Origin of the sequence: Microcoleus sp. M2_D5 (assembly GCF_036701935.1) — a bacterium.
In the GTDB taxonomy this organism is placed as follows: domain Bacteria; phylum Cyanobacteriota; class Cyanobacteriia; order Cyanobacteriales; family Microcoleaceae; genus Microcoleus.
In genome coordinates, this window is the sequence record NZ_JAUBRP010000024.1 from 60327 (window position 1) to 85689 (window position 25363).

General features: G+C 46.8%; 24 protein-coding genes. 15 read left to right on the top strand and 9 right to left on the bottom strand.

What is annotated here, in order from left to right; genetic code table 11:
- The first annotated feature begins 23 nt into the window (after positions 1-23).
- From QUA50_RS12810 to QUA50_RS12820, 3 genes are all read left to right on the top strand, one after another.
- On the top strand, positions 24-623 hold the full coding sequence (locus QUA50_RS12810; protein WP_333267601.1) for a class II aldolase/adducin family protein: 600 nt from the start codon (positions 24-26) through the stop codon (positions 621-623).
- Between the two features lie 244 nt (positions 624-867).
- Complete coding sequence (locus QUA50_RS12815) at positions 868-1422, top strand: Npun_F5560 family protein (protein ID WP_333267599.1); 555 nt, start codon at positions 868-870, stop codon at positions 1420-1422.
- Complete coding sequence (locus QUA50_RS12820; protein ID WP_333267598.1) at positions 1415-2065, top strand: hypothetical protein; 651 nt, start codon at positions 1415-1417, stop codon at positions 2063-2065. The genes QUA50_RS12815 and QUA50_RS12820 overlap by 8 nt, the downstream gene beginning before the upstream one ends.
- A gap of 44 nt (positions 2066-2109) precedes the next feature.
- On the opposite strand, the gene QUA50_RS12825 is transcribed toward QUA50_RS12820, so the two are convergent.
- Positions 2110-2454: an STAS domain-containing protein gene (locus tag QUA50_RS12825; protein WP_333267596.1), complete on the bottom strand. Its 345-nt coding sequence runs from the start codon at positions 2452-2454 to the stop codon at positions 2110-2112.
- Positions 2455-2803: 349 nt separating this feature from the next.
- Between QUA50_RS12825 and QUA50_RS12830 the strand changes: the two genes are divergently transcribed.
- The 4 genes from QUA50_RS12830 to QUA50_RS12845 all read left to right on the top strand — a co-directional run bounded on the left by QUA50_RS12830 (position 2804) and on the right by QUA50_RS12845 (position 5898).
- On the top strand, positions 2804-3427 hold the full coding sequence (locus tag QUA50_RS12830; protein ID WP_333138867.1) for a DedA family protein: 624 nt from the start codon (positions 2804-2806) through the stop codon (positions 3425-3427).
- Between the two features lie 194 nt (positions 3428-3621).
- A complete protein-coding gene (locus tag QUA50_RS12835) occupies positions 3622-4356 on the top strand; it encodes a hypothetical protein (protein WP_333298415.1) in 735 nt (244 codons plus the stop codon).
- 278 nt (positions 4357-4634) lie between these two features.
- Entirely contained in the window at positions 4635-5267 is a 633-nt protein-coding gene (locus QUA50_RS12840; RefSeq protein ID WP_333267592.1) for a Uma2 family endonuclease, read from the top strand.
- A 205-nt stretch (positions 5268-5472) separates the two neighbouring features.
- Complete coding sequence (locus QUA50_RS12845) at positions 5473-5898, top strand: hypothetical protein (protein WP_333267590.1); 426 nt, start codon at positions 5473-5475, stop codon at positions 5896-5898.
- Between the two features lie 121 nt (positions 5899-6019).
- Here QUA50_RS12845 and QUA50_RS12850 read toward each other — a convergent pair whose 3' ends face one another.
- A complete protein-coding gene (locus QUA50_RS12850) occupies positions 6020-6877 on the bottom strand; it encodes a hypothetical protein (protein WP_333267588.1) in 858 nt (285 codons plus the stop codon).
- A 291-nt stretch (positions 6878-7168) separates the two neighbouring features.
- On the opposite strand from QUA50_RS12850, the gene QUA50_RS12855 reads away from it, so the two are divergent.
- A complete protein-coding gene (locus QUA50_RS12855; RefSeq protein WP_333267586.1) occupies positions 7169-7954 on the top strand; it encodes a pentapeptide repeat-containing protein in 786 nt (261 codons plus the stop codon).
- A 421-nt stretch (positions 7955-8375) separates the two neighbouring features.
- Here QUA50_RS12855 and purM read toward each other — a convergent pair whose 3' ends face one another.
- Positions 8376-9404, bottom strand: coding sequence for a phosphoribosylformylglycinamidine cyclo-ligase (gene purM / locus QUA50_RS12860; RefSeq protein WP_333267584.1), 1029 nt, complete (start codon positions 9402-9404; stop codon positions 8376-8378).
- A 470-nt stretch (positions 9405-9874) separates the two neighbouring features.
- Here purM and QUA50_RS12865 point away from each other — a divergent pair, with 470 nt between their 5' ends.
- The gene (locus QUA50_RS12865) at positions 9875-10975 is read left to right on the top strand and encodes a septal ring lytic transglycosylase RlpA family protein (RefSeq protein WP_333298414.1); all 1101 of its coding nucleotides are present in this window, start codon (positions 9875-9877) and stop codon (positions 10973-10975) included.
- Between the two features lie 8 nt (positions 10976-10983).
- Here QUA50_RS12865 and QUA50_RS12870 read toward each other — a convergent pair whose 3' ends face one another.
- Complete coding sequence (locus tag QUA50_RS12870; protein WP_333246377.1) at positions 10984-11115, bottom strand: hypothetical protein; 132 nt, start codon at positions 11113-11115, stop codon at positions 10984-10986.
- Between the two features lie 184 nt (positions 11116-11299).
- On the opposite strand from QUA50_RS12870, the gene QUA50_RS12875 reads away from it, so the two are divergent.
- Complete coding sequence (locus tag QUA50_RS12875) at positions 11300-12916, top strand: bifunctional pantoate--beta-alanine ligase/(d)CMP kinase (RefSeq protein ID WP_333211377.1); 1617 nt, start codon at positions 11300-11302, stop codon at positions 12914-12916.
- A 493-nt stretch (positions 12917-13409) separates the two neighbouring features.
- A complete protein-coding gene (locus QUA50_RS12880; RefSeq protein WP_333267580.1) occupies positions 13410-14345 on the top strand; it encodes a polysaccharide deacetylase family protein in 936 nt (311 codons plus the stop codon).
- A 181-nt stretch (positions 14346-14526) separates the two neighbouring features.
- On the opposite strand, the gene QUA50_RS12885 is transcribed toward QUA50_RS12880, so the two are convergent.
- Together QUA50_RS12885 and QUA50_RS12890 are read right to left on the bottom strand one after the other, a co-directional pair.
- Entirely contained in the window at positions 14527-15093 is a 567-nt protein-coding gene (locus QUA50_RS12885) for a Uma2 family endonuclease (protein ID WP_333267578.1), read from the bottom strand.
- Between the two features lie 42 nt (positions 15094-15135).
- The gene (locus QUA50_RS12890; RefSeq protein WP_333267576.1) at positions 15136-16203 is read right to left on the bottom strand and encodes an FAD-dependent oxidoreductase; all 1068 of its coding nucleotides are present in this window, start codon (positions 16201-16203) and stop codon (positions 15136-15138) included.
- A 359-nt stretch (positions 16204-16562) separates the two neighbouring features.
- Between QUA50_RS12890 and QUA50_RS12895 the strand changes: the two genes are divergently transcribed.
- Positions 16563-17408, top strand: a complete 846-nt coding sequence (locus tag QUA50_RS12895) for a YaaW family protein (RefSeq protein WP_333267574.1) — start codon at positions 16563-16565, stop codon at positions 17406-17408.
- Between the two features lie 59 nt (positions 17409-17467).
- Positions 17468-19051: an O-antigen ligase family protein gene (locus QUA50_RS12900; RefSeq protein ID WP_333267572.1), complete on the top strand. Its 1584-nt coding sequence runs from the start codon at positions 17468-17470 to the stop codon at positions 19049-19051.
- A gap of 348 nt (positions 19052-19399) precedes the next feature.
- Here the strand turns inward: QUA50_RS12900 and glmS are convergent, their stop codons facing one another.
- The 3 genes from glmS to QUA50_RS12915 form a co-directional block, all read right to left on the bottom strand.
- Complete coding sequence (gene glmS, locus QUA50_RS12905) at positions 19400-21325, bottom strand: glutamine--fructose-6-phosphate transaminase (isomerizing) (protein WP_333267570.1); 1926 nt, start codon at positions 21323-21325, stop codon at positions 19400-19402.
- A gap of 160 nt (positions 21326-21485) precedes the next feature.
- Positions 21486-21731, bottom strand: a complete 246-nt coding sequence (gene psaC / locus QUA50_RS12910; protein ID WP_015175986.1) for a photosystem I iron-sulfur center protein PsaC — start codon at positions 21729-21731, stop codon at positions 21486-21488.
- A gap of 269 nt (positions 21732-22000) precedes the next feature.
- Positions 22001-22906, bottom strand: coding sequence for a CoB--CoM heterodisulfide reductase iron-sulfur subunit B family protein (locus tag QUA50_RS12915; RefSeq protein ID WP_333267568.1), 906 nt, complete (start codon positions 22904-22906; stop codon positions 22001-22003).
- Between the two features lie 383 nt (positions 22907-23289).
- On the opposite strand from QUA50_RS12915, the gene acpP reads away from it, so the two are divergent.
- Both acpP and fabF read left to right on the top strand, forming a co-directional pair.
- Positions 23290-23544 (top strand): acyl carrier protein, encoded by a 255-nt coding sequence (acpP, locus tag QUA50_RS12920; protein ID WP_333054563.1) that lies wholly within the window; start codon positions 23290-23292, stop codon positions 23542-23544.
- 97 nt (positions 23545-23641) lie between these two features.
- Entirely contained in the window at positions 23642-24895 is a 1254-nt protein-coding gene (gene fabF / locus QUA50_RS12925) for a beta-ketoacyl-ACP synthase II (protein WP_333267566.1), read from the top strand.
- Positions 24896-25363: the final 468 nt, after the last annotated feature.

Consider the following 25363-nt stretch of genomic DNA (forward strand, 5'->3'; position numbering starts at 1 on the left):
GTAGTGTCTGCTCGGACAAAAAAATGGATGAAGGAGTCGTTAAGTACCGCTGTGATTGGGAAGAGGCAGGCCCTGTAGCTGCCACCAACATAGCAGATTTGATGGACTGGCGCGATCGGCTCCACTCTTGGGGATTAATTGGCGTCTACGAAAATGGCATAGGGTTTGGCAACGTCAGTGTCAGACTAGGTAATTCTTGCCAATTCGTGATTTCGGGAACCCAGACTGCACACTTGAATACTCTGGGACCAGAATCATACTGTACTGTTACCGAATTTAACTTAGAAAAAAATTTCCTCGGCTGCCGGGGCCCCGTACAAGCTTCGTCGGAGTCCCTGACTCACGGGGCCCTGTACCTTCAGAGAGAGGACGTGGGCGGCATAATTCACGTCCACAATCCTAAGCTATGGCAGCAACTGCTGTTTAAAATTCCTACTACTCGAAAAGAAATACCTTACGGCACTCCCCAGATGGCCTTAGAAATGTTTAGACTTTTTGAGGAGGAGAATTTGGCAGATCGCAAAATTCTGGCGATGGCCGGTCACGAGGACGGCATTATCTGTTTTGGCAGCACCGTGGACGAAGCTGGCAAAGTCCTTTCGGCTGCGACTGGTTACACCTAAGCTCTTGCACTATTCTCAGAAAAAGTTCAGAAACCAGGTTTATTGACAAAAAATCTAGGATTTTAGGTGGGTCTGCTGCAAGAAACTAAAGTGATGGCGTGGATGCCTGATGTGAGTTAAACTGGGCTTTACCGTTGATATCTAGCCTCACGGGTTCCCAACTTTTAAAGTGCCTCTTGCCTCTGCGGTAAGGGAAAGATATTTTAAAGAGAAACAAACTATATAGCAAAAGCTGAGAGTCATCGTGAATCAAACTAAACTTGTAAGCTCAAAAGAATTGCAATCAGAGGTATCTCGTCTCACCGAAGAGCTGCAAATGCGCGACCAATTGGTGCAGCAGTTGTCTCAAGAACTTTTCAGGCTGGTGAAGGGCAATTCTAATTTTGTGCCCGCGCCGGAAGTTTCCGATCGCCACCAAGCTCAAATGCAGGCAATGCGGGAACAACTCCAAGCTGTTGAAGAACAGGTGGGTTTTTATCAGGAACAAATCGCCGAACGGGATGCTGAGGTTTACCAACTGCGGCAGTCGGTGCAAGAATTGACGGATCGCTCTCGGATGCTAGAACAGGTAGTGCAGGAACTGCCGGGGGTTTACCGCCAGAAGTTTGCCGAGCGGCTCGATCCGATTAAGGAAAAGTTGGAGCAATTGCAAAAGGAAAACCGCCAGTTGCACACTGAGTTGCAAAGCGTAACTTACCGTCTAGCTGTGCGGAACCGCAAGGCTAAGGGCCTGGATCTGCCGAGCGTCGAGGCTGAGGACGATCGGGGAATTCAAATGCCGAGCTTTGGCAATGTCTGAGGTTTTGATTGTGGCGGGTGGTGAGCAAGATCCGGCCGCAAGTCTCTCCGCGGCGATCGCTCAATCTGATCCTTTAACTGAAGTCAATATCTGTGGGGTTTCTGAACTCGATTCTGGCGCGATCGCTCCGGGTGGGGCGATATTTTGTCCTTTGACGCTGAATGTACCAGAAAATCTGGTTTTTCCTGCTCAAGATGTGTTTCGATTTTGTAGCAATGTTTCGGCAGCGCGCGATCGAGTGTCCCAGGAGTTGCAAGTACCCGTCGGCGAGGGTAATTTTTGGCTACCTGTGGTGTTGACGGCTAAGGGCCCACTGTATGCTGAGGCGATTGGTGGGGAACCTTCTAAGCAGTCGGGCAAGTTGAGTTATTCTCAACCGGTGCATTTGTCGGATGTTTGGCGACAGCAGTTGTATGAGTTGGCTTACCGCTTGCTGAATCTTTTAAATGCGCCGCCGGCGACTTATTTGATGCAGTTCGGGTTTGTAGGGGAAAGGATTTGTTTCGATCGACTTTTGCCTTTTCCGGCTGCACCTGCGATCGCTTCTGTCGGAGTTCAAGTGCCGGATTTATTTGTCTGTCATTGGTATTGCTTGACAAATAAACCTATTTATGATATTGAAATTAACTCTGCGGTTGCTTGAAGTCTCTGGGAAACTTGAGATTTAAACTCGGGTTCTCATTTTAATCAAGCAACTAAAGCCGGAGTGTCAGTGGAGATAACTTGCTCGAAACTGTCGAAGATTTCAAAGAGTTGGTCGAGTTGAGTAATTTCAAAAATTAGCTTGACTGTTGCTGAGAGGTTGCAGATGACGAGGCGGCATCCCCGGTGGCGGGCGGCGTTGAGTCCGCCGACTAAGGCGCAGATCCCGGAACTGTCGATGAAATCTACGGCGGCCATGTCTATTACCCAGAGTTTGTGGCGATCGGGCACAATCTCGGCTAGCTGTTGCTGGAGGAGGCTACCGGCTTGGGAGTCGAGGCAGTTGTGAGGTTGAAGGACGATGGGTGGGTTGAAGTTGGGAGATTCCATAGCAGTTATCCTAGGATCGTAAAGTATGAATAAGTTAGTTTAGTTGCTGACTCTGTTGAGAGACTCAGGGAAGTTCAGCGTATGTTTTAGGATTGGCGATCGCCCTTGTGGGAATCGGTGGGGAGAGCCGTTGTGATAAATTTAGTAGGAAAACTGGCTGGCGATCGCGCGGAACGCAACCGCAACAATTCTCTATTCCTCTAGTATGCCTGAAAGGCTAATTTTTAGTTGGGCCAGCGATCGCGACAAGAGTGTGTTTTTCATCACAGCGAAAGATTGCACTATTGGCTGAATCGAGCCAATATATAAATGTATTGAGCTTTGCAAAAGTTTACGAAGGCAGTATCGAATGTCTTTTGAGTTTTTATCGTTAGAGACTATTCAGCAGTTTGCGCGTGATTACGGCTACTGGGCAGTATTTCTGGGAATTTTGCTGGAAAATCTGGGAGTTCCTCTTCCAGGCGAGACAATTACGATTGCTGGCGGGTTTTTAGCTGGCAGCGGGGAACTGAATTACTGGTTTGTGCTCGGCAGTGCGATCGCCGGTGCTACATTGGGGGGAAATTTTGGTTATGCGATCGGCAGGTACGGCGGCTGGCCACTCCTGCTGAAGCTGGGACAATTTTTCCGCTTTCGGGAAGAACAACTGTTTGACTTAAAAGAACAGTTTAGCAAAAATGCAGCTAAAGCCGTATTTTTGGGCCGTTTCATCGCACTGCTGCGAATTTTTGCCAGCCCCCTAGCGGGTATTGCAGAAATGCCTTTTTGGAAATTTTCGCTGTTCAACATTCTGGGTGCTGCCAGTTGGGCATCTGTAATGGTGAGTTTATCCTACTTCTTGGGACAAGTTGTGTCTTTAGAGAAATTGGTAGCTTGGGCTGCTCAATTTGCGGTATTTGCTTTGCTGTTAGCAGTGGCTTGGATTGCAATTCCTATTTGGTTGGAGTCGCGGAGTTTGGACAAGACTAAATAGGGTTGCAATCCGTTACCCAAAAAAATCAATATTCTTGTGGAACGGGCTCTCCGGCCCGTTCTTTATAATATTTGAACATACGAGCTTAAACTTACATTTTGTGCCAAGATTAGCAACGGGCTAGAAGCCCGTTCCACAAACAATAAACTTTCTTTAAAAAAAACAAAACCATACATTTATAATAGGTAGAAATCATGGGATACACTACAATTTTTGACGGGATATTTCATTTAAATAAACGGTTATTAGACAGCGAAGCTATTTACTTATTAGAGTTTTCTAGAACTCGACGAATGAAGCGAAATCCGGAGATTTTGCAAAGTATTCCCGATCCGGCGAGAGCAGCAGTTAATTTGCCTGTGGGCGAAGAAGGCTGCTATTTTGTGAATGAAAAATGGGATGAAGACTCCGAAGTTTCTGTTGTTAATTACAACCGCCCGCCGAAGACTCAGCCCGGATTGTGGTGTAAGTGGATTCCTACTGCTGACGGCGGGGGGATTCAGTGGAGCGGCGCGGAAAAGTTTTATGATTATGTCGAATGGTTGCAGTATCTGATCGACAATTTTCTGAAACCTTGGGGTTATGTTTTAAATGGCGAAGTGAATTGGCAGGGGGAAAGGGAAGAAGATATAGGTACGATCGTAGTTGCCAGCAATCTGATTATTTTGCCAGAAGGTGCTGAGGAATTGTTGAGGTATGCAGTGTCGCCGGTATCGGTGCCAAAGTTTGTGTGGGATTGTTTGAAGGCGGTGCAAGCGGCGGGAGTTAGCCTGACAATTTGGTATGAGGTAGTCGATCGATCTGTGGAGTTGGGACACGGGGAAGCTGCGCTGTGGATCAAGCCTAATATTGAGAAGTATTTTGATGGTTTGAACCGGGGTTTTGAGTTTGAGGGGAATCTAATTGAGACGAAAGAGTTGGGATTGTGAGCAGTAGTTTCGATTTGTGGATGATGCGGCTATAAGATGACTATGGTGGCTCAGAAACCGGGTTTTTTCCCGAAAGACGCGTTGTAGGACGCAGATTCGGAAAAAAACCCGGTTTCTTTGGTCGGAGTAGTTAATTCGTAGGGTGCGTCGCTGCGAGATTTTCGATATAACTTGCAGATTATAGATGGCGACGCACCTTACTTGCCATCAGATTATAGGTACTACATACACAGGTCATATGCTATATAATTGTAAGTACGATCGTCCGAGGATGTACTATGACAACATCAACAGAAATTCGCGCCGAAGTAGTTGAAGACAAAGTTGAGGACAAAGTACAGATTTATTACTCTCCAGAAGAGTATTTAATGCTAGAAGAGGGGGCAGAATTTAGAAGTGAATATCAGGATGGCAGGATAATCCCTATGACAGGCGGAACACCGAATCACAATCAGATTGCCCTAAATTTTGGCGGGGCAATAAATTCTGCGACGAAAGGACAACCCTACCGGGTAAATGTAAACGATTTACGTTTGTGGATACCGTCGAAGCGGATTTATACTTATCCTGATGTGATGGTGGTTGCGGGTAAGTTGGAGTTGGCTGAGGGTAGGAAAGATACGATTACTAATGCGGTGATGGTGGGTGAGGTTTTATCGAAATCGACAGCAAGTTACGATCGAGGTGAAAAATTTAAACTTTTTCGTACTATTCCTACATTGAGGGAGTATGTTTTGATCGATCAATACGAGATGCACGTCGAACAGTTTTGCAAGACGGATGATAATAAGTGGGTTTTGTCTGAATATGATGGTGCTGATGCGGTGTTGAGATTGAGTTGTGTGGAGTTTGAGATGCGGTTGGGAGATATTTACGATCGCGTGGATTTTGAATCTGAGTCTGAAGAGTGAGCGATCGCCCTCGAACAATTTGATTAAGTAATATTATGTCCGACCAATTGACCGTAGTTCTTGTAGGGGCGGGTTCACCAACAATACTGGCCAATAATTGACAATCTCAAAAACCCGCCCCGGCCGAGATATCGCCAGAGATCGACAGGACAGGATATAAAGATCGAATTAAGCGAGTAGATTCAAGTAGAATCTCGGAAACATTATGAAATCTGAAAAGTCGGCTATTACCTGTAATATCGGTCAAAAATGGGCTGTGACGCTTTGCTGCGAAGCAGAAGAAAAACTGGAATTGAGAATTGCAAAAATCGTTGGGTATTTAGACAAAAATTATCTCTTAAAGCAATGGGCAATATCTGATATTGAAGCTACGGGCAGTTACGGCAATTGCTGGACTGCGCGGTGTAATAATCTGGAAATATTTCAGGTATCTACTTCTGATTTGTTGGAGGTAATGAGGGAAGAAGGTCAAGTTATTGAGTTAGATGCTAGTTTGATAAAAGACGACGAGGAATTGTTTAAAATATTGATTAGAGATGGGGTTTCAATTGATTTACTTGGCAGCGGGGAGATGATGCCGCTGACAGTTTTGGGGAAATATGTTTATGTTGACAAAGAACTGTTTATGTGATCAAGGACGTGGGAGCGATCGCACTTCAAAAAGCTGTTCAAACGCGGTCATAGGATGCTGCGAACAAATGAGAAGAGAGGAAGTGCGATCGTAATTGTTTCGCGTTTTTGCTGAAATGCGATCACTTACTAAAATCCAAGGTCTTAGGCATTAAATCATTAGCCAAGTCCTGGAGCTCATCCTCTTGATTATCAAGGTATTGTTGTGCATTACGCTTCAGTGTTCTCTGACCCTCTACCCAGACTTCAGGACAATATATCTCTGCACCCACGCTTAATATCCTGCTTGCTGCTAATCTCATACTAAAGTGTTTTGGAGTCGGTTTTATACTATCTCCATAACTCGATAATAATATATCGACAGCAGCTAACGGATCTCCCATTGTCTCACAAGCAGAACGGCCAATCTTCACTTTTTCCTTCCCATCAAGAGTGTTCCAAGTATCCCATACGAACCCATTTTCATCTAATTGGTTTTGGACTGATACTAAAAACTTTCTATCTTGATCGGAAACACCAGGATTACTAGGAGTAGAGTTATCAGGTTTACCTCCTGGAGAATCATCTGTATTCGTTGGAGGAATACTAGGGGTTTTTACTATCTCATTTTTTTTCAACTCTTCTGCTACAGCAGATAATTTTTCTGCAATATCATTCCTGCCCTTGCTCTTAGCAATTATTGAGGCAGTTTCCATGGAACCCATGCCTTCCTGTGCTTGTCCGTTAAAGTATTGGCAAAGCCCTTTATAGAAGTGGGCTAGTGCAAAATTATTATCAATATACAAGGCTTTTTCTGAATCTTCAAGACACCCTTGAAAGTCTTTAGCTGCTTGTTTTTTGGCAGCAGATTGTTGTAACTCGATTGCTTGTAAAGGTATTTCAGATTGCTTAGTATTAGGCTGCTTGTCTGGTAAACAACCCAAGCATAAAAAAGTCAGTGACAATGTTGAAAAATATATCATAATGGTTGAATTTTTCATGACGCTTTCTCTCAAAATTATTTGGAATATAGACAAAAGGTGGGTTACTTTTTATTGATGCACCTTTCAATATCAACCTTATACCTGCTTCAATAAGGTTTTTAAGACTGCTGATGAGTGCTATTGATATTGACATCCCTGTGTAGTTAGATATATGATAACGACTTAAGAGCAGCTTCAACAGTAATAAAAAGTAACAAAATAGTAATAAAAAAGTAATATTAAGCGTCTGTTGCGGTACAATTTATACTAAGCCTACCTTAACGCTCCGCTAGCAAGGGACTTTGACACATGACTGTTGACGAAGCTCTAACGATCGCAGAAACAGCCCTCAACTACGATCGCCTAAACAAAATTCAAGAGATAGTGTTTCGTCAATCCTGGGAAGGACAGTCTTATAAAGAAATTGCAGCCAGCACAGAATATGAATATGATTATATCAAAGATGCTGGTGCTAAACTATGGAAACTACTTTCAAAAGCACTAGAAGAAAAAGTCAAAAAAGATAATCTCAAGTCTGTCTTAAAGCGATACTTACGGCGAACTCAAGTGAATTTACAGCGAAATCTGACAATAGAAGTTAACCTCAGCGGTGCAAATCTCAGCGGAGCAAACTTAAGTGGAGCTAGATTATTCGCAAATTTAAATGAAGCTGATTATGTTCAAACTGATTTGGATAAAACAATAAATGCTGATAGTGAAACTGAATTATCTGGCTCAGAAAACGAAATTAACTGGAACGGTTTTTGCTTTCACTCCGACGCACAAGTGAAAATTGCCGAAATACTCGATCGCACTTCCACTCTCTTCATCCCCAACTCCCAACTCCGACTCACAACACCGGAAGGTAGACAGAATCTAGAAGCTGACTTTCTGATATTTCACCAAAACAAGTTAGGGATGCTGAAAATTGACCGTGAATCATCCCATCCAAACGCAACAGAAGATGAAATGTGCCAGCTTTTCATAGATTCTGGCATCAGTCTTGTCAAACATTACGATGCTACCCGATGCAGCGAACAACCGGATCTAGTTGTGCAGGAGTTTTTGGAAATTTTGAGTCACGTACAAGCCTAATAAGGTGTTTTTTATTTAAACTGTGATACAAACCTTACCTTGGTTTTTGATATTTTCTCACTTCAACAATTAACGATCCTTCATTTCAGAGTCGATGTAATAAATAGTATAGCTCTTCAATTAATTTAAACATTCGGCGGAAATCTTTACACTAATTCACGGAATTAGTTTTGAATTATACCGTATTTAAAGGCACAACAGCTTATTTCACTTTCATTTAAATTTGTAGCAACGAGTCATCTGTTGTGAATTCCTTTTTCTCTTTCTTCCTCTGTGTCCTCTGCGTCCTCTGCGGTTACTTTCAAAATTATAAATTTAACCGCAGATATACACAGATGAAGGCAGATTTAAATTGTCTGTTATTGCACCAAAAAAGCGAAGCAATCTTCAGCCCCTGCGATTGCTTCCTACTAATTACCCATTACCCATTATCCATGATCAATTCTCCTTTCCCCTCAATCACTTCCCCGATCGCGAACGCACCAATTCCCTGAGACTCAAACCATTTAACAGCCTGTTCTACTTCCCTCGAATCGAGCAACAGCACAAAGCCAATCCCCATATTAAAAGTATTGAACATATCGGCTGTAGCAACTTGGCCCGCTTCAGCAATCCACTGGAAAATTGGCAAATTTGGCCAGCTATTGCTGTCAATTTTCACAGATTGATTAACTCCCAAACAGCGGGGCAAATTTTCCGGCAAACCGCCGCCCGTAATGTGAGCCATGCCGTGAATTTCTAGACCGCTCTTAATTGCTTCGAGGACTGGTTTAACATAAATTTTAGTCGGAGTTAGCAGCACTTCTCCTAAACTTTTGCCACCTAACTTTTCGGGTTGGGAATGCCAGTCAAAACCCAAATCGCCCGCAATTTTTCTCACCAAACTAAAACCGTTGCTGTGCACGCCCGAACTTGCCAGCCCCACAGCCACATCTCCCACCTGCACCCGCGAACCGTCCAACAATTTGCTCTTTTCGACAATTCCCACACAAAAACCGGCCAAATCGTACTCACCCGCTTGGTAAAAACCGGGCATTTCTGCCGTTTCCCCTCCGAGCAAAGCACAGCCCGCTTGCTTGCAACCGTCAGCAATGCCGGCCACCACCGCAGCTAATTGTTCGGGATTTAACTTTCCCGTGGCTAAATAATCGAGAAAAAAGAGGGGTTCGGCCCCGGATGTCAGCACGTCATTGACGCACATCGCCACCAAGTCGATACCTACCGTGTCGTGCCGATCGAGATTGTGGGCCAATTTTAACTTAGTCCCAACGCCGTCAGTACCCGAAACCATAATCGGCTCTTTTAAGCCCTCCGGGACGCTGAAAAACCCGCTAAACCCGCCGAATCCGCCCAAAACTCCCGATCGGTGCGTGCTCTTAACCATACTCCCGATGCGCGAGACAAAAGCTCTGCCCGCCTCAACATCCACACCTGCTTCTCGATAATCCATAAGTCCGCCAAATCGATTTCTTCTAATTTTTAGTTTATTCCCATAACAGTTGACAAACAGCTTTTTTAAGACTAGCCATTCGGCAGCCCACAAAATACACTAAAGTTTTGTAAAGTTTTGTAAAGTTTTCCGTAATGGCTGAAACGGCTGTAAGCCTTGGAACTAAAGGATTTTATGATAGAGGGTTTTGAGAAGATTTGATGAAGATTTGGTGAAAATCGCGATCCCAGCGATCCCCAAGCACAAAAGTTTGTGGTAGTCTGTTGCAGTTCGTGAACAAAACACAAATTGCGAATCGAGTATGAGTTGTCAAGTGTCAGGGAAGTTTGCGCCAATTTTTTTGGGGCGGAAGCATTAAAGCAAAAACGCACCCGGATACTTTGCTTTGACTCACGGGGGAATGGCGAAGGGCAAGAGAGAAATCCTTGACGCCCGCCGCCAAATGGCCAATCCTCCAATCTCGGTTGGCAATGGCTATTCACAAAAATGGACGTATGAAGGAAAAATTTGTTGGTGGTCTACTCGCTGTCCTGTTAGTTCCTATGGTAGGAACGGCATCCTCTTGTCACGCACAAGCCACAGGTGCCGACAACCAAAACTCTCAGGTTTCCGAGCAAGTAATTGCCACCCAACCGTCCCGGCAGTTAAACGCTACTCGGGTCGAAGCGCAAAAAGTCGGACAGTATCAGTATCAAGCAAGAGCTGAAATTGCCCGAGACTCGATCGCCAAAATTCAGCCCCACGACTTAGGCGGGCGACAAGCAGCGACAGTCTACGTGCGAAACATTCCAGTCATCACCTTTCTGAACGCCAATCCGGAAACAAACACCCCTTTGGGAGAAACTGGCAACAGCCAAGTCGGTGCTAGCAGTCCGTCAAAAGTAGCGGGCGCAAGAGAAAATTCCAAAGTCGGAAACATTGCCAGCAACTCTAGCAACCAAGAACCCGATCCAGTTTGGCGGGCATCAAGCTTAGCAGCAAGACTCAATCAGCTAGCCCGCAACAACATCGATCCCAACAGCATTACCGTTAAGTGGGAAAAAGGCGATCGCTACATTATCCAGGCAAACGGCGAGGACTTGGTAAAGATCAACGCCGAAACCATCCTCCCCGACACCACCAGCAACTTTAGCCGAGACGCCCTGCAAGCAACCAATCGCCTCCGGCGACTTCTGGGCAACGCCCCACCCCTGGAAGAAGTCGCAGGCAAACCCCAACCAGAACGCTCCGTGCTGTCTCTGGGCCCAGTTCAAGTGCGGCTTAGCGGCTGGGCTTCCTGGTACGGCCCGGGATTTGACGGCAACCTCAGCGCCAGCGGCGAACGTTTCAACCAAAATGATATGACCGCAGCCCACCCAAATTTGCCTTTTGGAACGAGAGTCATGGTGAGAAATCTCGACAACGGCCGCACTGTAGTCGTCCGCATTAATGACCGCGGCCCCTATGTGGGCGATCGGCTCATTGACTTGTCCGCCGGCGCCGCCAACGTGCTAGGAATGATCAGCAGTGGCGTAGCCAGAGTGGAAATCGAAGTGATCGAACCGCCGCAGCAAACAACTGGTGGACGCTGAACGGTAGTCTAAGGCAGAATACAAAACTTATCCGCAGTGTAGAAGGCAGAAAGTAGAATAAAACTGACATCTTGTACCATTGTCAACAACGGGCAAGATGCCCGTTCCACAAAGAATGAGTTTTCTTGTGGAACAGGCATCTTGCCTGTTCCTAAACAAGTAATTGAGAAGGGTGCAAGATGTGAGATAAAACTGACATCTTGCACTATTCTTTGTGGAACAGGCCGAAAAGCCTGTTCTTGACGGTGGTGCCAGATGTCAACTCGAACAAATTCTGACAAATAAACTCTGCATTCTGCCGAATGCCTTCAGGAGATTCTACCGGTGCGCCTGTTTACTACCATTGCAGCACTTCGCTGCTACTTAAATTTACAAAAGTCTGCTGCACCTCATTTGACAGTCGGTTTAGTGCCGACGATGGGAGCTTTGCACGCAGGACATCTGAGCTTGATCCAGCGGGCCAGGCAAGAAAATGCGATCGCCCTGGTCAGCATTTTTGTCAACCCGCTGCAATTTGGGCCGACAGAAGATTTTCAAGATTATCCTCGGAATTTCGAGCAAGACCGGCTGTTGTGCGAACAAGCAGGGATTGATGCCATATTTGCTCCCTCAGCAACGGAAATGTTCGGCCATCAAGCAGTCGATTCCCTACGGGATAGCTTCGCTTCACACACAGAAACAGAGAAAACCGCCCAAAAACAGATAGAGATTCACCTTTCATCCTTAACTCAAGTAGTGCCGCCACCGGCGATGACATCTGTTTTGTGCGGCAAAGCAAGGCCCGGTCATTTTCAAGGCGTCGCGGCAATTGTTACTAAACTTTTGAGTTTGGTGCAGCCGACAAAAGCTTATTTCGGTCAAAAAGACGCCCAGCAGCTAGCAATTATTCGGAAGCTGGTCTTTGATTTTAACTTGCCTGTAGAGATTGTCGCTTGTCCGATCGTCCGCGAAGAGTCGGGACTGGCAATGAGTTCTCGCAATCAGTATTTAACAGCAGAGCAAAAACAGCAAGCCTCCGTACTCTACCGCGCCCTGCAACAAGCCTCGAAAACTTTTTCTTCAGGCGACCGCACCGCAGCAGCAGCACTCGCCGCAGCCCACGCAGCAGTCGCAGGAGAGCCCGCAGTCAAGCTCGAATACGCCGAACTCGTCGATCCCCACACTTTGACGCCCTTGCAGGTTGTGGAAACAGCCGGACTTTTAGCCGTGGCCGCCAGAGTTGGCTCTACTCGTTTGATTGACAATATAATTCTCAGGAACCGCCGGCCCATTGTGGCGATCGACGGCCCAGCGGGAGCAGGCAAATCTACCGTAACTCGCCTTGCAGCAACAGCTTTGAACTTGTTTTATCTGGATACCGGTGCGATGTATCGGGCGCTGACTTGGCTGGCCTTGAAAACAGACACGCCGATTTCCGACGAATGCGCGATCGCCGAATTAATCAGTTCCAGTTATTTAGAATACAACCTCGATCCCGCATCAAAGATGTTGAAGATTAACGGCGAAGACGTAACCGAGGCAATTCGCAGTTTGGAAGTGACATCCCGCGTCTCGGAAATGGCGGCAATTCCCGCCGTGCGGCAGTTTCTGCTGGAGGAACAGCGGCGCTGCGGCACAAAAGGCGGAATTATAGCAGAAGGCCGCGATATCGGCACTAACGTGTTTCCCGATGCGGAAGTGAAGATTTTTTTGACGGCTTCGGTACAAGAGCGATCGCGCCGGCGGCTGTTAGAACTTAAAGATAGCGATCGGGCTAATATTAGCTTGGCCCAATTGGAACAAGACATCGCCTTGCGGGACGAAAAAGACAGCACCCGCGAGGTTGCACCTTTGCGTAAAGCGGCAGATGCTGTGGAAATTCAAACAGACAATCTGACTGTTGCTGAAGTTATTGATCGGATTGTCGGCTTGTACAAAGAGAGAACTGGCCCTAAAAATTAATTTTAGGAGTGGCGGGCGGGCGATCGCCCTCATATCAAATTTGGTTAAACTCACATCTTGCACTATTCTCGCTTAACAGGCTTTTCGGCCTGTTCCACAAAGACTAGATTTTCTTGTGGAACAGGCCGAAAAGCCTGTTCCTAAAAAGCTTATTGACAATAGTGCAACATCTGACGTTAAACCAACTTGCAGTGTCAGGTAGGGACGCGGGTCGAAGCCAGCCCAGTCCCTAAGAATATCGTGCCATTAATCCGATTTGAGCGCCGTCCCCCTAGCTGGGGAAAAAGTTCACCCATCCCGCGTTTTCATGGGTTAGGGGATTTCGGGCGCACAAATCTTAAATTTTTTTATCCTGACGGACTTCCCCACGATCGGTTATTTCCAGTAGCATTTTTACTGACTGTCCAATTTAAGATTATCCTCTTAAGTGGATTAACTTGATATCAACATAAAATCTCAAATTAACTGTACAAGGTGTGAAGGAGAGAACGACGTGACAAAATTGAAACTGCTGTGGAGGCGGCGAAAAACTTTAATAGTTGCTTTTATGGCAGCAACAGGAAGTTTTTTGCTGGGTGTGACATGGCCGATGAACTTGCGGGCAAATCAGCCGTTGCAACCGATTCAGGCGCAAGTCTTGGCCGTATCCCAGTCGCAAGAACAACCGGCGATGTCCAATATTAATAAGTTCTCCGAGGCGATTGCCCGTCGAGTTGAATTTTCCCAAAATGCTCTAACCCAATTGCAGGCAATCCGATTTCAATCAGCCGTACCGGATCAGTTTCAAGGTACAACCATTCGTCACGCGAAACTCGACTCCCAACACAAGGCGATCGCCCTGACATTTGACGACGGCCCCTGGCCGAAAACAACTACACAAATCCTAGATATTCTCAAGGAAAACAATATTAAAGCTACATTCTTCTGGGTAGGAAAATACCTGCAAAATTATCCCGAAATTGGCAAACAAGTCGCAGCAGCCGGTCACGCGATCGGCAATCACACATGGAGCCATCAATACCTTCAGTATAACGAAGACGGTGCCGCTCGCGAGATCGATCGCACTTCATCATTAATTGAGGACTTGACCGGCATCCAAACATCGATGTTCCGCCCGCCAGGAGGCATTTTAAACAATGGATTGACAGCTTATGCTCAAAAGAAAAATTATGCTGTTGTGATGTGGTCTGCTGATTCTTTTGATTGGCGCACTCTTACGGAATCTTTGATAGACAACGTGATGAGGCAGGCAAATTCCGGCGGCATTGTGCTGATGCACGACGGCGGCGGCAATCGAGCAAGAACTGTAAAAGCTTTGCCTGAGATTATTGCTCGATTGAGAAAGGAAGGCTACATTTTCGTAACAGTCCCAGAGTTATTGCAGATGCAAGAACAAGAGTCTAAACAACAGGAAACTGCACAAAAGTAACTATTTGGGAAAGTGGGAGTTTACACCATTTTTCCATTTTTTTGTAGGTCGTTAGATCGGTTTTTCATAACTATAGCCGAACGAAGAAGGAAGAAGTAGCAACCGCGCCAGATTCCAGGCGACGTTCTTAACTACTGGAACCATTGCTTTAGTTGCATTTCCCTTCTTCCTTCTTCCTTCTTCAACTGAATATGCTCACACCCCGATATAACTCCTCGATCGGCATCTCCAGCCCAATACTCCGCAACCTCACCGCATCGCCTGCTTCATAAACCACCGTTTCCCACCGCAGGGAACTCGCATCCTGCACCCGACGGCGACACTCCACCCGCATCTGGTTCTGCGCGATTAAAACATACTCTTCCAACGATTCAAGCTGTTGATAATCCTCAAACTTCTCACCGCGATCGAAGTTTTCAGTCGAAGGGGATAGCACCTCAGCAATCAACTTGGGATAACGCTTCACATAACGATCTTCGCGATCGCGCGGATCGCAGGTGACAAAAGCATCTGGATAGTAGAAGAACGCATCCGCATAATTCACCTTGACATCAGCCGAAAAAAACTGACAGTCACCATCGGGCAGGTGAAGGTTAATCGCAGTTATAAAATTAATACAGAGACGGCTGTGGTCATCGCTACCTCCCGCCATCGCGTACACCAAACCGCGCCGATATTCATGCCGGACGGTATTATCGCGTTCGAGGGCAAGGTAATCTTCCGGGCTAAACCCAGACGGGATGGCCATAGCGTTAGAGGTAAAATCAATACATTAATTATTGTAGCCATATTACCAATTTAGGCTGGAATCTAACGGCAAATTTTGCAACTGAGAATTCACCCAATTAGCCGCAGCCAAACCCGATCGCAAAGCACCCTCTATTTGACCTTCGCCGCACAAATCCCCCGCACAAACCAGCGGCAAATTTACCCCAGCAGGCAAACAAGAAACAGGCAAAGGATTTCGACAAAAAGCATAGCGCCAGCGGTGAACCTGCAACCATTCCGGCTCTTTGAGCCAAGGGATTAAATATTCAGAAGTGCGATCGAGCAATTCCTGACCGACAGTTTCCAAATCAACAGCTTCTAGATGGCGATCGGCAAAATTTGCGCTGCTGTGAACCACAAACACCGGCTGCTGCGGATCGAGCCGTTTGCTGCTGTCCCAACCAACCCAAGCTAAATCAGAATTATCGGGAAAAGAAACAGATTGCCACTGCGGATTTAGATTGCTCAAATCTTGCTGTTTTGCCCCAGGATAGCCAGCCATAACCGCAATGCAAGGGTCGTACTCCACAGAACGCAATTTGTCAAGAAAATCAGATTTAAAACCAATTTCCGAATTCAAAAACATTAAAGCTTGAGGAGCAGGAATTGCCACAACCACAGCCTTAGCAATCAATTCTTGAGGCGTCTGTAAATTGTCATCAGTAACTTCCAGGGAAAGATTCCACATTTGGTTATCTGTAGTAGAAATAGCTTGTACGCGGCGGCCAAACCAAATTTCTACACCCTCCGCCAGATACTTACCGATAGCATTCATACCCGCAGGTGCGACATAACAAGAACTAGGAACAGCAGAAAGTTCCCCCTGTCTGAATTCCCAGACACGATCGGTCCAGAGTTTGAGGATGTGGCGATCGACCAAAACCTCAATTAACCCCTGCACCGCATCCGCCTGCGGTTCCAGATACCGCGCCCCGTGATCGGCCCTAGTGCCCTGTACGCGGCGGGTTGCAACACGTCCCCCCGCGCCGCGAGATTTCTCAACCACCGCCACAGAATAACCAGCTTGACGCAACCGTTGAGCGCAACTGATCCCCGCCATACCCGCACCAATCACCGCAACATCGAACATAATTAGTCATTACTCTGTAGTCACCAGTCATTAGACATTTCCAAAAACTCTTGTGCAGTAGGCATCCTGCCTGCCCAAGACAAGCTTTTTACTAAATGTCTAATTATCAGCTTAAAGGCTGCGGGGAAGTTTCAGTGCAATATTTCAGTTGGCGGCCAAACCCTGAGAACCCTAGCTTGTGGGGCGTCCCGCCATCGCCCTGCACCAAGTAGTAGAATAAAGGACAGCACGAATCCACGATCGACACCAGATCAAAAAAAGCCACCGTAGGTAAATCCTAAATCCTCATGCTTGTCAATCAGCAGCAATCTAAAATCTAAAATCTAAAATCTAAAATCGAATAGGGGAGGGCAACAGTCTTGGACGAACTCAGAGCAGCACTCGAATTAACAACAGAAGAAGAATTGCAGCAACTAACAGAACTTCTGTTCAGCCGCAAGTTTAACCCTTTAGATTACGTGCAAACCCCCGCACCCATAGACATACAAAGTCGCGATCGCGAAGCGTGGCTCGACGCCGTAGAACAGCGGTTTCGCTATCTTGCAGCCGACGGGTTGACGGTACTCAGAGGGCGAACCCAACAAGTAACTTACAGACAAGCGCTAATTCAAGTTTGTCGCTATCTCAAAATCCCTTATCCCAGACAGTTGTCAACCACCGACTTAGAGGCAGAAGTATTTCTGCACTTAATGGGCCGCGCGTGGAAGCGTTTACCCGCAGACGAACAGCAAGCGCTGACACTGCGCGTACAGCGAGCGATAGTTGATTCTAAACTCTCAGAACCCCTGCCAATTTCGGCAGAAAAAGACCCGCTGGGTTTACTGTTCAAAGGCGGCAGCGCTTTAGCTGTTAGTTCCATCTTAAAACCAATGCTGCTCAAACTAATGGCAAATCAATTTGCGCTGCATTTTGCCACCTATCAAATGGCTAAACAAGGAGTGCTTGCAGGCACTGCAACTGCTGCAACCCAGTTCCAAAATTATGTCGCAATTCAGACGGCGCGGCGCGGTATGGCGGTGAGTGCCGCTCGTTACGGTGCGACGCGGAGCGTATTTTCGTTGGTAGGCCCAGTGATGTGGACTTGGTTTTTAGCGGATTTGGGTTGGCGATCGATTTCTACGAACTACGGCCGCATTATCCCGACCATTTTTGCCCTAGCTCAAATACGCCTGACGCGATCGGAATGCGTTTGGGAACTAGCATGACGATTTTGGATTTTGGATTTTGGATTGAAGAATTGCAGAATTGAAGAATTGGAGTGTGGGTGAACATCAAAAAAAAGTTTAAATTAGCGGCAAAACTGACAGCCAAATATCTCAAATCTCGCCTGCAAAAACATCCAGATGCCCGCCAGCAAATTCCTTGGAATTTCGCCCAAGTGGGGCTGCTGATTTTTCCCTTAATTCCGATTTTGGGAGCTTTAGGTTTATTCCTGGGATTGGCCGGCACTTGCAAGCAAAAGTTCCGTCAAATTAGTCGCCGCCCGCTGAATCGAGGCTTCGCAATTCTGAGTGCGTTGCTAGTCCTCACAGCCGTTTTTGCCCACAACCGCATCGAGGCTTTTATAGGGTTGTACAATTTCTTGCCCTTCTTTATATTGTTTGCCGCTTTTAGCAGTTTAATTAAAACTCTGCCTCAATTGCGGCAATTGTCTTGGACGATCGTAATTAGTTCAATTCCCGTGATAATTTTAGGTCTGGGACAGCAATTTTTAGGTTGGAGTGGCATCGATCAATTGCAGCCTGTTTTTGGCTGGGTACTCGAACCCAAAGGCAATCCCCCCGGCCGCATGGCTTCTGTATTTATGTACGCTAATATTTTAGCTTGCTATCTGACAATTGCTTTTATTTTAGCACTGGGACTGTGGCTCGAAGGCTTAGGAAGGAAGAAGGAAGGCACGACACGGATTTTGACAGGGATACGCGGATTAATTATTCAGCAAAAGTCTGGAGTCTGGAGTCAGGAGTCAGAAAGAAGATGTTCGAGGGAAGAAGAAATATTAATGCCCAATTACCGATTCCCAATTACCGATTCCCAATTACCGATTCCCAATTACCAATTCCTATTTTTAAGTTTTGCAGTGATCGGAAATGCTGTTGCTTTGATTTATACTAATTCTCGCAATGCTTGGGGACTGGCAGTTTTGGCAGTTTTGGCTTTTGCACTTTATGCGGGTTATAAAAAATTATTAGCTGCGGTTTTGAGTGTGGCTAGCACAGTTTTTTGGTCTGCCTTTGGCCCGGAACCTTTACGGCAGTATTTGCGAAGAATTGTTCCGGCTTTCTTTTGGGCTAGACTCACCGACGAGATGTTCCCAAATCGGCCGACTGCTACTTTGAGAAAAACTCAGTGGGAATTTGCTTGGTCGATGACTCAGCAGCGTCCATGGACTGGTTGGGGATTGCGAAATTTTACGCCTCTCTATCAAGATCAGATGCAAGAATGGCTGGGTCATCCTCACAGTTTGATACTGATGTTGACTGCGGAAACGGGAATACCCGCAACGCTTTTGTTATTTGGCTTAGTTGGTTGGGTTTTGGCTAAGGCTGTTTTGCTGCTGGCGAATTGGCCGCTTTTTCCTGCGGATATCCAACACGAGGAAATAGCCACTCAGAAAGTAGCGGAAAATGCTTTAGTGCTCAATCAAAAATCTATAATTTATAGCAAAAATCAGGTAGTTTGTCAAGAGGTAAGAGCGGCCGATCGCCTAATTTTTTTCAGTTATTTATTAGCCTTCGCCGCCTGCACGCTATTTAACACTGTAGATGTGACGCTGTTTGATTTTCGAGTCAATACTACAAGCTGGTTGCTGTTAGCCGCAATTTGCGGAGTCAGCCAGAGGGAATAGGCGATCGGGCATCGGGCATCGGGCATCGGGCACTTGTACTGAACCCTTCGGCTACGCTCAGGATAAACTCCGCCGAAGTATTGGTTATTGGTTATTAGAACGAACAACCAACAACCAACAAATGACTAATGACTAATGACTAATGGTATGGTGCGTCGCTATGGGATTGTCTATTTTTTTGAGGGATTCTTTGTGGCGACGCACCATACGACTAATGGTATGGTGCGTCGCTATGGGATTGTCTATTTTCTGGAGGGTTTTAAGGTGGCGACGCACCCTACGACTTTCATCGAATTTCCATCCGTTACATCCGTTACATCCGTACACTGCTTCGTTACCGAACTTGCTTTATTCCACCGTCACCGACTTCGCCAAATTGCGCGGCTGATCCACATCCAAACCCCGACGCGCCGCAATGTGATAAGCCAATAATTGCAGCGGAATTACTGTTACAATCGGCGACAACAATTCATCCACCAAAGGCACGGGCAAAACGTGGTCAAAAATGTCGGCTTCCGCCACACCTTGCTTGGGCGTAACGCCAATTAAACGGGCGTCACGCGCCTTCGCTTCCTGAGCGTTGGAAAGCACTTTTTCGTAGACGCTTCCGGGCATGGCGATCGCCACTACAGGCACTTTCGCATCCAAAAGGGCGATCGGGCCGTGTTTCATCTCTCCCGCCGGATATCCTTCGGCGTGAATGTAGCTAATTTCCTTCAGTTTCAGCGCCCCTTCCAAAGCAATCGGAAAGTTAATTCCCCTTCCCAAAAATATAAAATCTTGGGTGTCTGTAAACTGGTGGGACAATTCCTCCACATACTGTTCTTGAATCTCCAAAAACTTCTCAATTTCTGTCGGCAACTGGCGCAAACCAGTAATAATTTCTGCCAATCTCTCAGTGCTGATTGTTTGCCGCTGGTGCGCCAAATCCAAAGCTAAGAAATAGAATGCCATCAACTGAGTGACAAAAGTTTTAGTGGCAGCAACGCCGATTTCTATACCAGCGTGGGTGTTGATTACCTGTGGCATCATGTGGGCGATCGAACTTTCAGTCCTATTAGTAATGCCTAACATTCTCGCCCGGAATTTATCAGTAAAACCCGCGCGGCGCTGCTGTTCCATTCCCAAAGCAGCCAGCGTGTCCGCCGTTTCTCCCGACTGTGTTACCCCAATAGTTAAAGTATTTGCTGTCAGCGGTGCGGGCGCATAGCGGTACTCAGAAGCGTACTGCACTGCTGTGGGAATATTAGCTAATTGTTCCAACAAATATTTGCCAATTAGCGAGGCGTGCCAGCTCGTTCCGCAGGCGAGAATTGAAATTTGTTCGACATCGGCGCAAAGTTCCTCTGGCAAGTTGAGATTGATGGGAGAGTTCGGATTTCCTGGCTGCCAATCGCTGTCTAAATAAGCCTCCAAACAAGCTCTGACTACGGCTGGCTGTTCGTAAATCTCCTTGTGCATGAAATGTTTGAAGCCTTGTTTTTCGACTAAAACCGGACTCCAACCAAGGATGCGCGGGCTTTTTTTCAGCCTTTCTCCTGCAAAGCTGTAAACTTCCACTCCCATCGAAGTTAGCCTTGCCAATTCGCCATTTTCTAAGGACAAAACAGTGCGGGTGTGAGATACTAAGGCCGGCGTGTCGGAAGCGCAGAAAAATTCACCTGCACCAAACCCAATCACCAAAGGAGCTTGCTGTCTGGCGACAATTATTTCCTCTGGAAAATCTGCACAGATAACGGCGATCGCAAAAGCTCCTTCTAATTTATTTACCGCCTTTAAAACCGTTTCCACAAACGATAAATCAGCAATTCTCTCTGTTTTTTTATTATTGTTTTCTGCTTCTTTCTCCCTTCTTGCTTGTTTCAAAAATTCAGCTATTAAATGAGGAATAACTTCTGTATCGGTATCGGAGACAAATTTATGTCCCTTTGCTTTCAATTCTTCCCGCAACTCGCGATAATTTTCGACAATTCCATTTTGAACTACCGCAATTCGCCCGCTATTATCTAGGTGAGGGTGAGCGTTATATTCCTCTGGTTTGCCGTGAGTTGCCCAGCGGGTGTGTCCGATGCCGATGGGAGCCAGAGAGTCTATCTCTGCTAACTTTTCCCGGAGGTTGTGCAATTTGCCCTTTGCTCGGATGCAGGTAATTTCTCCTTCGGATATGGTAGCGAGGCCCGCTGAATCGTAGCCCCGGTATTCTAGTTTCTCCAATCCTGCTAGCAAAATCTCGCTTGCTGCTTGCGTGCCGATATAGCCAACGATTCCGCACATTTAACGTACTACTCCTGCTTAGCGATCGCCATAAAACTCACGTTTTATCATTTTTACCTTCTTCCGGCCCCAGAATGTCGATTCCGCGACAAAAAAAGAGGGGGCAATTTAATCGCCCCCTCTTTTGTACCCGTAATTCGATCGGCGTGTCGATCGATATTTAGTAGGCTAGACCCATACTGCGAGTGGTTTCTGCTCCCAGGTAAACCCGGATGCTCAGAAAATCGGTAGGGCAAGCAGTTTCGCACCGCTTGCAGCCTACACAGTCTTCGGTGCGGGGAGATGAGGCAATCTGAGCTGCTTTGCAGCCATCCCAGGGCACCATCTCCAAAACGTCAGTCGGACAAGCGCGGACACATTGAGTGCAGCCGATGCAAGTATCGTAAATTTTGACTGAATGAGACATTGAATATAGGCTCCCAACGAGTCACTAAAAATTTGCTGCCTCTGCGAGTGAACAGATTTGACGGCGAAGTGCCACCGCTATAGCCTGCACAGAGAATTAAAGGTTAGTCTACCGCAGTGCCTGGAAGCACTTCGCGAAAAAGCGACAAAACTTCACAGTTATTCACGCGGAGAGTCTTATCAAAGTAGGTTCCTACTGAGCACGTCTGTGGTGAGAGGGGAGTTATCAAGGACGGACTTCTTTACTACAAATCTGTGCAAATCGATCGACTAAAAGCCTAATTTTTCTAACACGGGCTTAGTTGACACAATATGTCGATCGATCCCTAGTTTTTTCGGGTCCACACCCAAAGCCAAAGCCACCAACTGCGGTAAATGCAACACGGGCAAACCCAACTTGCGCCCAATTACTTTTTCCACCTCCGGCTGTCGCGAATCCAAATTTAAATGACAAAGCGGACAAGGTGTTACCATACAATCAGCCCCATTGTCAAGAGCATCTTGAATGTGTTTGCCTGCCATCTGGAAAGATTGGTTAGTGGCATAACTCGCCAAGGGCCAGCCGCAGCACTGCGTCCGCCCTCGATAGTAAACCGGAGTTGCCCCGATCGCCCGAAATACATTTTCCATCGATTCCGGTTGGTGCGGGTCATCGTAAAGCAGCTTATCCTGAGCTCGCAGCAGATAGCACCCGTAAAAAGACGCGCACTTCAAACCCGAAAGCTTGCGGGTGACTCGCTTCTGCACCTCCTCCAGGCCGTAATCTGCCACGATCGCCCACAACAGATGTTTCACCTCGGTACTGCCTTGATAAGGCGAACAGCCTTGTTTTTCCAGCAAACCGTTGACTTTTTCTACGTAGTTGGGATCGGTTTTCTGAGATTCCTTGAGGCGATCGTCCACATGACCGATTACCCCTTGACAAGTGCTGCAATGCGTCAGCAAAGGCAGATTCAGTTCCTCGGCCAAAGCAATATTGCGGGCGTTGACAGTATCTTCGAGTAACTGCGAATCTTCCTTGAAAGTGCCAGAACCGCAGCAGGAAGCTTTTTTGAGTTCCACCAGTTCAATGCCCAAGGCTTGAGTCAGTGCTTGGGTAGACAAGTAAAGTTCGCGGGCCGCCCCTTGGGCAACGCAACCGGGAAAATAAGCATATTTGAGATTTGGGGATGGCATAATTGTTTCTGCTGGGGAGAAAAGGCAAGGGACAAGAAAGGAGAGCGATCGAAGTCGGGAGGCTTTCTGCTTAGTTTTCCCTCTTTATAATTAACCGATCACCGCCTAGCTAAGAGCCAATTGTCAGCTTTTCTCAAGCATTTTGAGTTGAAGACTGACGCACCATCGACCAAAAATCCGCTTCCTCAACGTTATCAGGTGGCTAAACGAGATGATTGATTTTGGGCTATGGGTTTTTTTTGCCTGAGTGCTAGAGTTGCTGCGATCGTCCGTGTCCCAATTGTCCTCGGCCCGTGTCACTTAGAAAAGCGGCCAGCCTTTGTCCTGCAGATCCCCCTTTCGGATAAGATTAGATACGCAGCAACCAATGAGGACACGATGTTATGAGCCAAGACGACATTTTTACTAGAGTCCAGAAAATTGTGAAAGAGCAACTGGAAGTCGAGCTGAGCGAAGTCAAGCCCGAAGCCAACTTTGCTAACGATTTAGGAGCAGATTCCTTAGATACAGTAGAGCTGGTAATGGCCTTGGAAGAAGAGTTTGATATTGAAATTCCCGACGAAGCAGCCGAAGGAATTACTACGGTTCAAGCTTGTGTAGATTACATCAGCAGCCAACTTGCAGCTCCAAAAGCATAAAATACCTGTCTTTTCCCATAAGAGGAGAGCAGTTATAAAACTGGAAACTCCTCTTTAGTTCTGCGTTCTGGGTGTTTAATTTTTTGAAACTGAAATCATGACAAATTTAGAGCGTAAGCGCGTTGTTATCACGGGTATCGGCGCGATTACACCGATCGGCAATACCTTGTCCGAATATTGGGATGGGTTGCTTGCCGGGAAGAATGGTATAGGCCCGATCACCTTATTCGACCCGTCGCGGCACGACTGCCGCTTTGCCGCAGAGGTGAAGGGTTTCGACCCACACGACTACTTAGAGCGCAAGGAAGCAAAGCGGATGGATCGCTTTGCTCAATTTGGGGTGTCAGCGAGCAAACAAGCTCTTGCTGATGCGAAGTTGGAGATTAACGACCTGAACGCAGAACAGGTGGGTGTCATTCTTGGCACTGGCATTGGTGGCCTGAAGGTTTTGGAAGACCAGCAAGAGATTTATCTGAATCGCGGCCCCGATCGATGCAGCCCGTTTATGATTCCCATGATGATTGCGAATATGGCCGCAGGCCTGACGGCGATTCACACGGGCGCTAAGGGGCCAAACTCTTGCACGGTGACGGCCTGCGCTGCCGGGTCGAATGCCGTGGGCGATGCGTTTCGCTTAGTTCAGGCGGGTTACGCCCAAGCAATGATTTGCGGCGGTACAGAAGCTGCGGTGACACCTTTGTGCGTGGCGGGTTTTGCTGCGGCGAGGGCGCTTTCGACTCGCAATGATGACCCGACTCATGCTTGCCGTCCGTTCGATCGCGATCGTGATGGTTTTGTCGTCGGCGAAGGTGCTGGCATTCTGATTCTAGAAGAAATGGAACACGCTCTGGCGCGTGGCGCGAAGATTTACGCAGAAATCGTCGGCTACGGTTTAACTTGCGATGCGTATCACATGACTTCTCCGGTACCGGGGGGAGAGGGTGCGTCGCGGGCAATGGCTTTAGCGCTCAAGGATGGGGGTTTGACGCCGGATATGGTGAGCTATATCAACGCTCACGGCACAAGCACGCTTCCCAACGATTCTACGGAAACGAAAGCTATTAAAAAGACTTTGGGAGACCATGCTTACAAAGTAGCAATTAGTTCTACCAAGTCAATGACCGGCCATCTTTTGGGCGGTTCTGGGGGAATTGAGGCGGTGGCGACGGTAATGTCGATCGCCAATGACAAAATTCCGCCGACAATTAATCTGGAAAATCCCGATCCTGAGTGCGATTTGGACTATGTTCCTCATACAAGCCGCGATCTAAAAGTTGATGTGGCGCTGTCGAATTCCTTTGGATTTGGCGGCCACAACGTGACACTGGCATTCAAGAAGTTTGTTCAGTAGCGGCTAATCCAAAATCGAGAGTTAAAAGGTAAAAAATTAATTTTTTACCTTTTAATTTTTAGATAAATTTTAGATTGGGCGATCGCTTGACTCCAAACGCTTAGGATCGCGAATTAAATAACTTACAATTTTAATTGTTATTGTGGGATGGGCCTGACAGCCCGTCCAAAAAGGGCGGGCTTTCAGGCCCATCCCCTACTCCCCACTTTCAAGAGTGTAAGTTATTTAATTCTCATTCCTTACTTGTCATGAGTCAAGCGCAACGAAGTAAGCGAGTTGCCGAAAGGGCGAGATTCTTCAGTTCCTTCAAGACTCAGAATTACAACTACTCAAGCGGACTTGATATCACTCTGTTTGTTAACAGAAGAAGAACTCTAAAAATATTTTCCCCAAACAAAAAGCGCCCCTATTTCTAGGAGCGCTTTTTGTTAATCAAAAACTAAAACTTAGCCATTGATAGAAGGAGCA

What these genes read in the sequence shown, in the direction of transcription:
- QUA50_RS12810 (WP_333267601.1), top strand. Translation starts at nt 24, where the DNA reads ATGGATGAAGGAGTCGTTAAGTACCGCTGTGATTGGGAAGAGGCAGGC.
- QUA50_RS12820 (WP_333267598.1), top strand. Translation starts at nt 1,415, where the DNA reads ATGTCTGAGGTTTTGATTGTGGCGGGTGGTGAGCAAGATCCGGCCGCA.
- QUA50_RS12825 (WP_333267596.1), bottom strand. Translation starts at nt 2,454, where the DNA reads ATGGAATCTCCCAACTTCAACCCACCCATCGTCCTTCAACCTCACAAC.
- QUA50_RS12830 (WP_333138867.1), top strand. Translation starts at nt 2,804, where the DNA reads ATGTCTTTTGAGTTTTTATCGTTAGAGACTATTCAGCAGTTTGCGCGT.
- QUA50_RS12835 (WP_333298415.1), top strand. Translation starts at nt 3,622, where the DNA reads ATGGGATACACTACAATTTTTGACGGGATATTTCATTTAAATAAACGG.
- QUA50_RS12840 (WP_333267592.1), top strand. Translation starts at nt 4,635, where the DNA reads ATGACAACATCAACAGAAATTCGCGCCGAAGTAGTTGAAGACAAAGTT.
- QUA50_RS12845 (WP_333267590.1), top strand. Translation starts at nt 5,473, where the DNA reads ATGAAATCTGAAAAGTCGGCTATTACCTGTAATATCGGTCAAAAATGG.
- QUA50_RS12850 (WP_333267588.1), bottom strand. Translation starts at nt 6,877, where the DNA reads ATGAAAAATTCAACCATTATGATATATTTTTCAACATTGTCACTGACT.
- QUA50_RS12855 (WP_333267586.1), top strand. Translation starts at nt 7,169, where the DNA reads ATGACTGTTGACGAAGCTCTAACGATCGCAGAAACAGCCCTCAACTAC.
- purM (WP_333267584.1), bottom strand. Translation starts at nt 9,404, where the DNA reads ATGGATTATCGAGAAGCAGGTGTGGATGTTGAGGCGGGCAGAGCTTTT.
- QUA50_RS12865 (WP_333298414.1), top strand. Translation starts at nt 9,875, where the DNA reads ATGGCTATTCACAAAAATGGACGTATGAAGGAAAAATTTGTTGGTGGT.
- QUA50_RS12870 (WP_333246377.1), bottom strand. Translation starts at nt 11,115, where the DNA reads ATGCCTGTTCCACAAGAAAACTCATTCTTTGTGGAACGGGCATCTTGC.
- QUA50_RS12885 (WP_333267578.1), bottom strand. Translation starts at nt 15,093, where the DNA reads ATGGCCATCCCGTCTGGGTTTAGCCCGGAAGATTACCTTGCCCTCGAA.
- QUA50_RS12890 (WP_333267576.1), bottom strand. Translation starts at nt 16,203, where the DNA reads ATGTTCGATGTTGCGGTGATTGGTGCGGGTATGGCGGGGATCAGTTGC.
- glmS (WP_333267570.1), bottom strand. Translation starts at nt 21,325, where the DNA reads ATGTGCGGAATCGTTGGCTATATCGGCACGCAAGCAGCAAGCGAGATT.
- psaC (WP_015175986.1), bottom strand. Translation starts at nt 21,731, where the DNA reads ATGTCTCATTCAGTCAAAATTTACGATACTTGCATCGGCTGCACTCAA.
- QUA50_RS12915 (WP_333267568.1), bottom strand. Translation starts at nt 22,906, where the DNA reads ATGCCATCCCCAAATCTCAAATATGCTTATTTTCCCGGTTGCGTTGCC.
- acpP (WP_333054563.1), top strand. Translation starts at nt 23,290, where the DNA reads ATGAGCCAAGACGACATTTTTACTAGAGTCCAGAAAATTGTGAAAGAG.
- fabF (WP_333267566.1), top strand. Translation starts at nt 23,642, where the DNA reads ATGACAAATTTAGAGCGTAAGCGCGTTGTTATCACGGGTATCGGCGCG.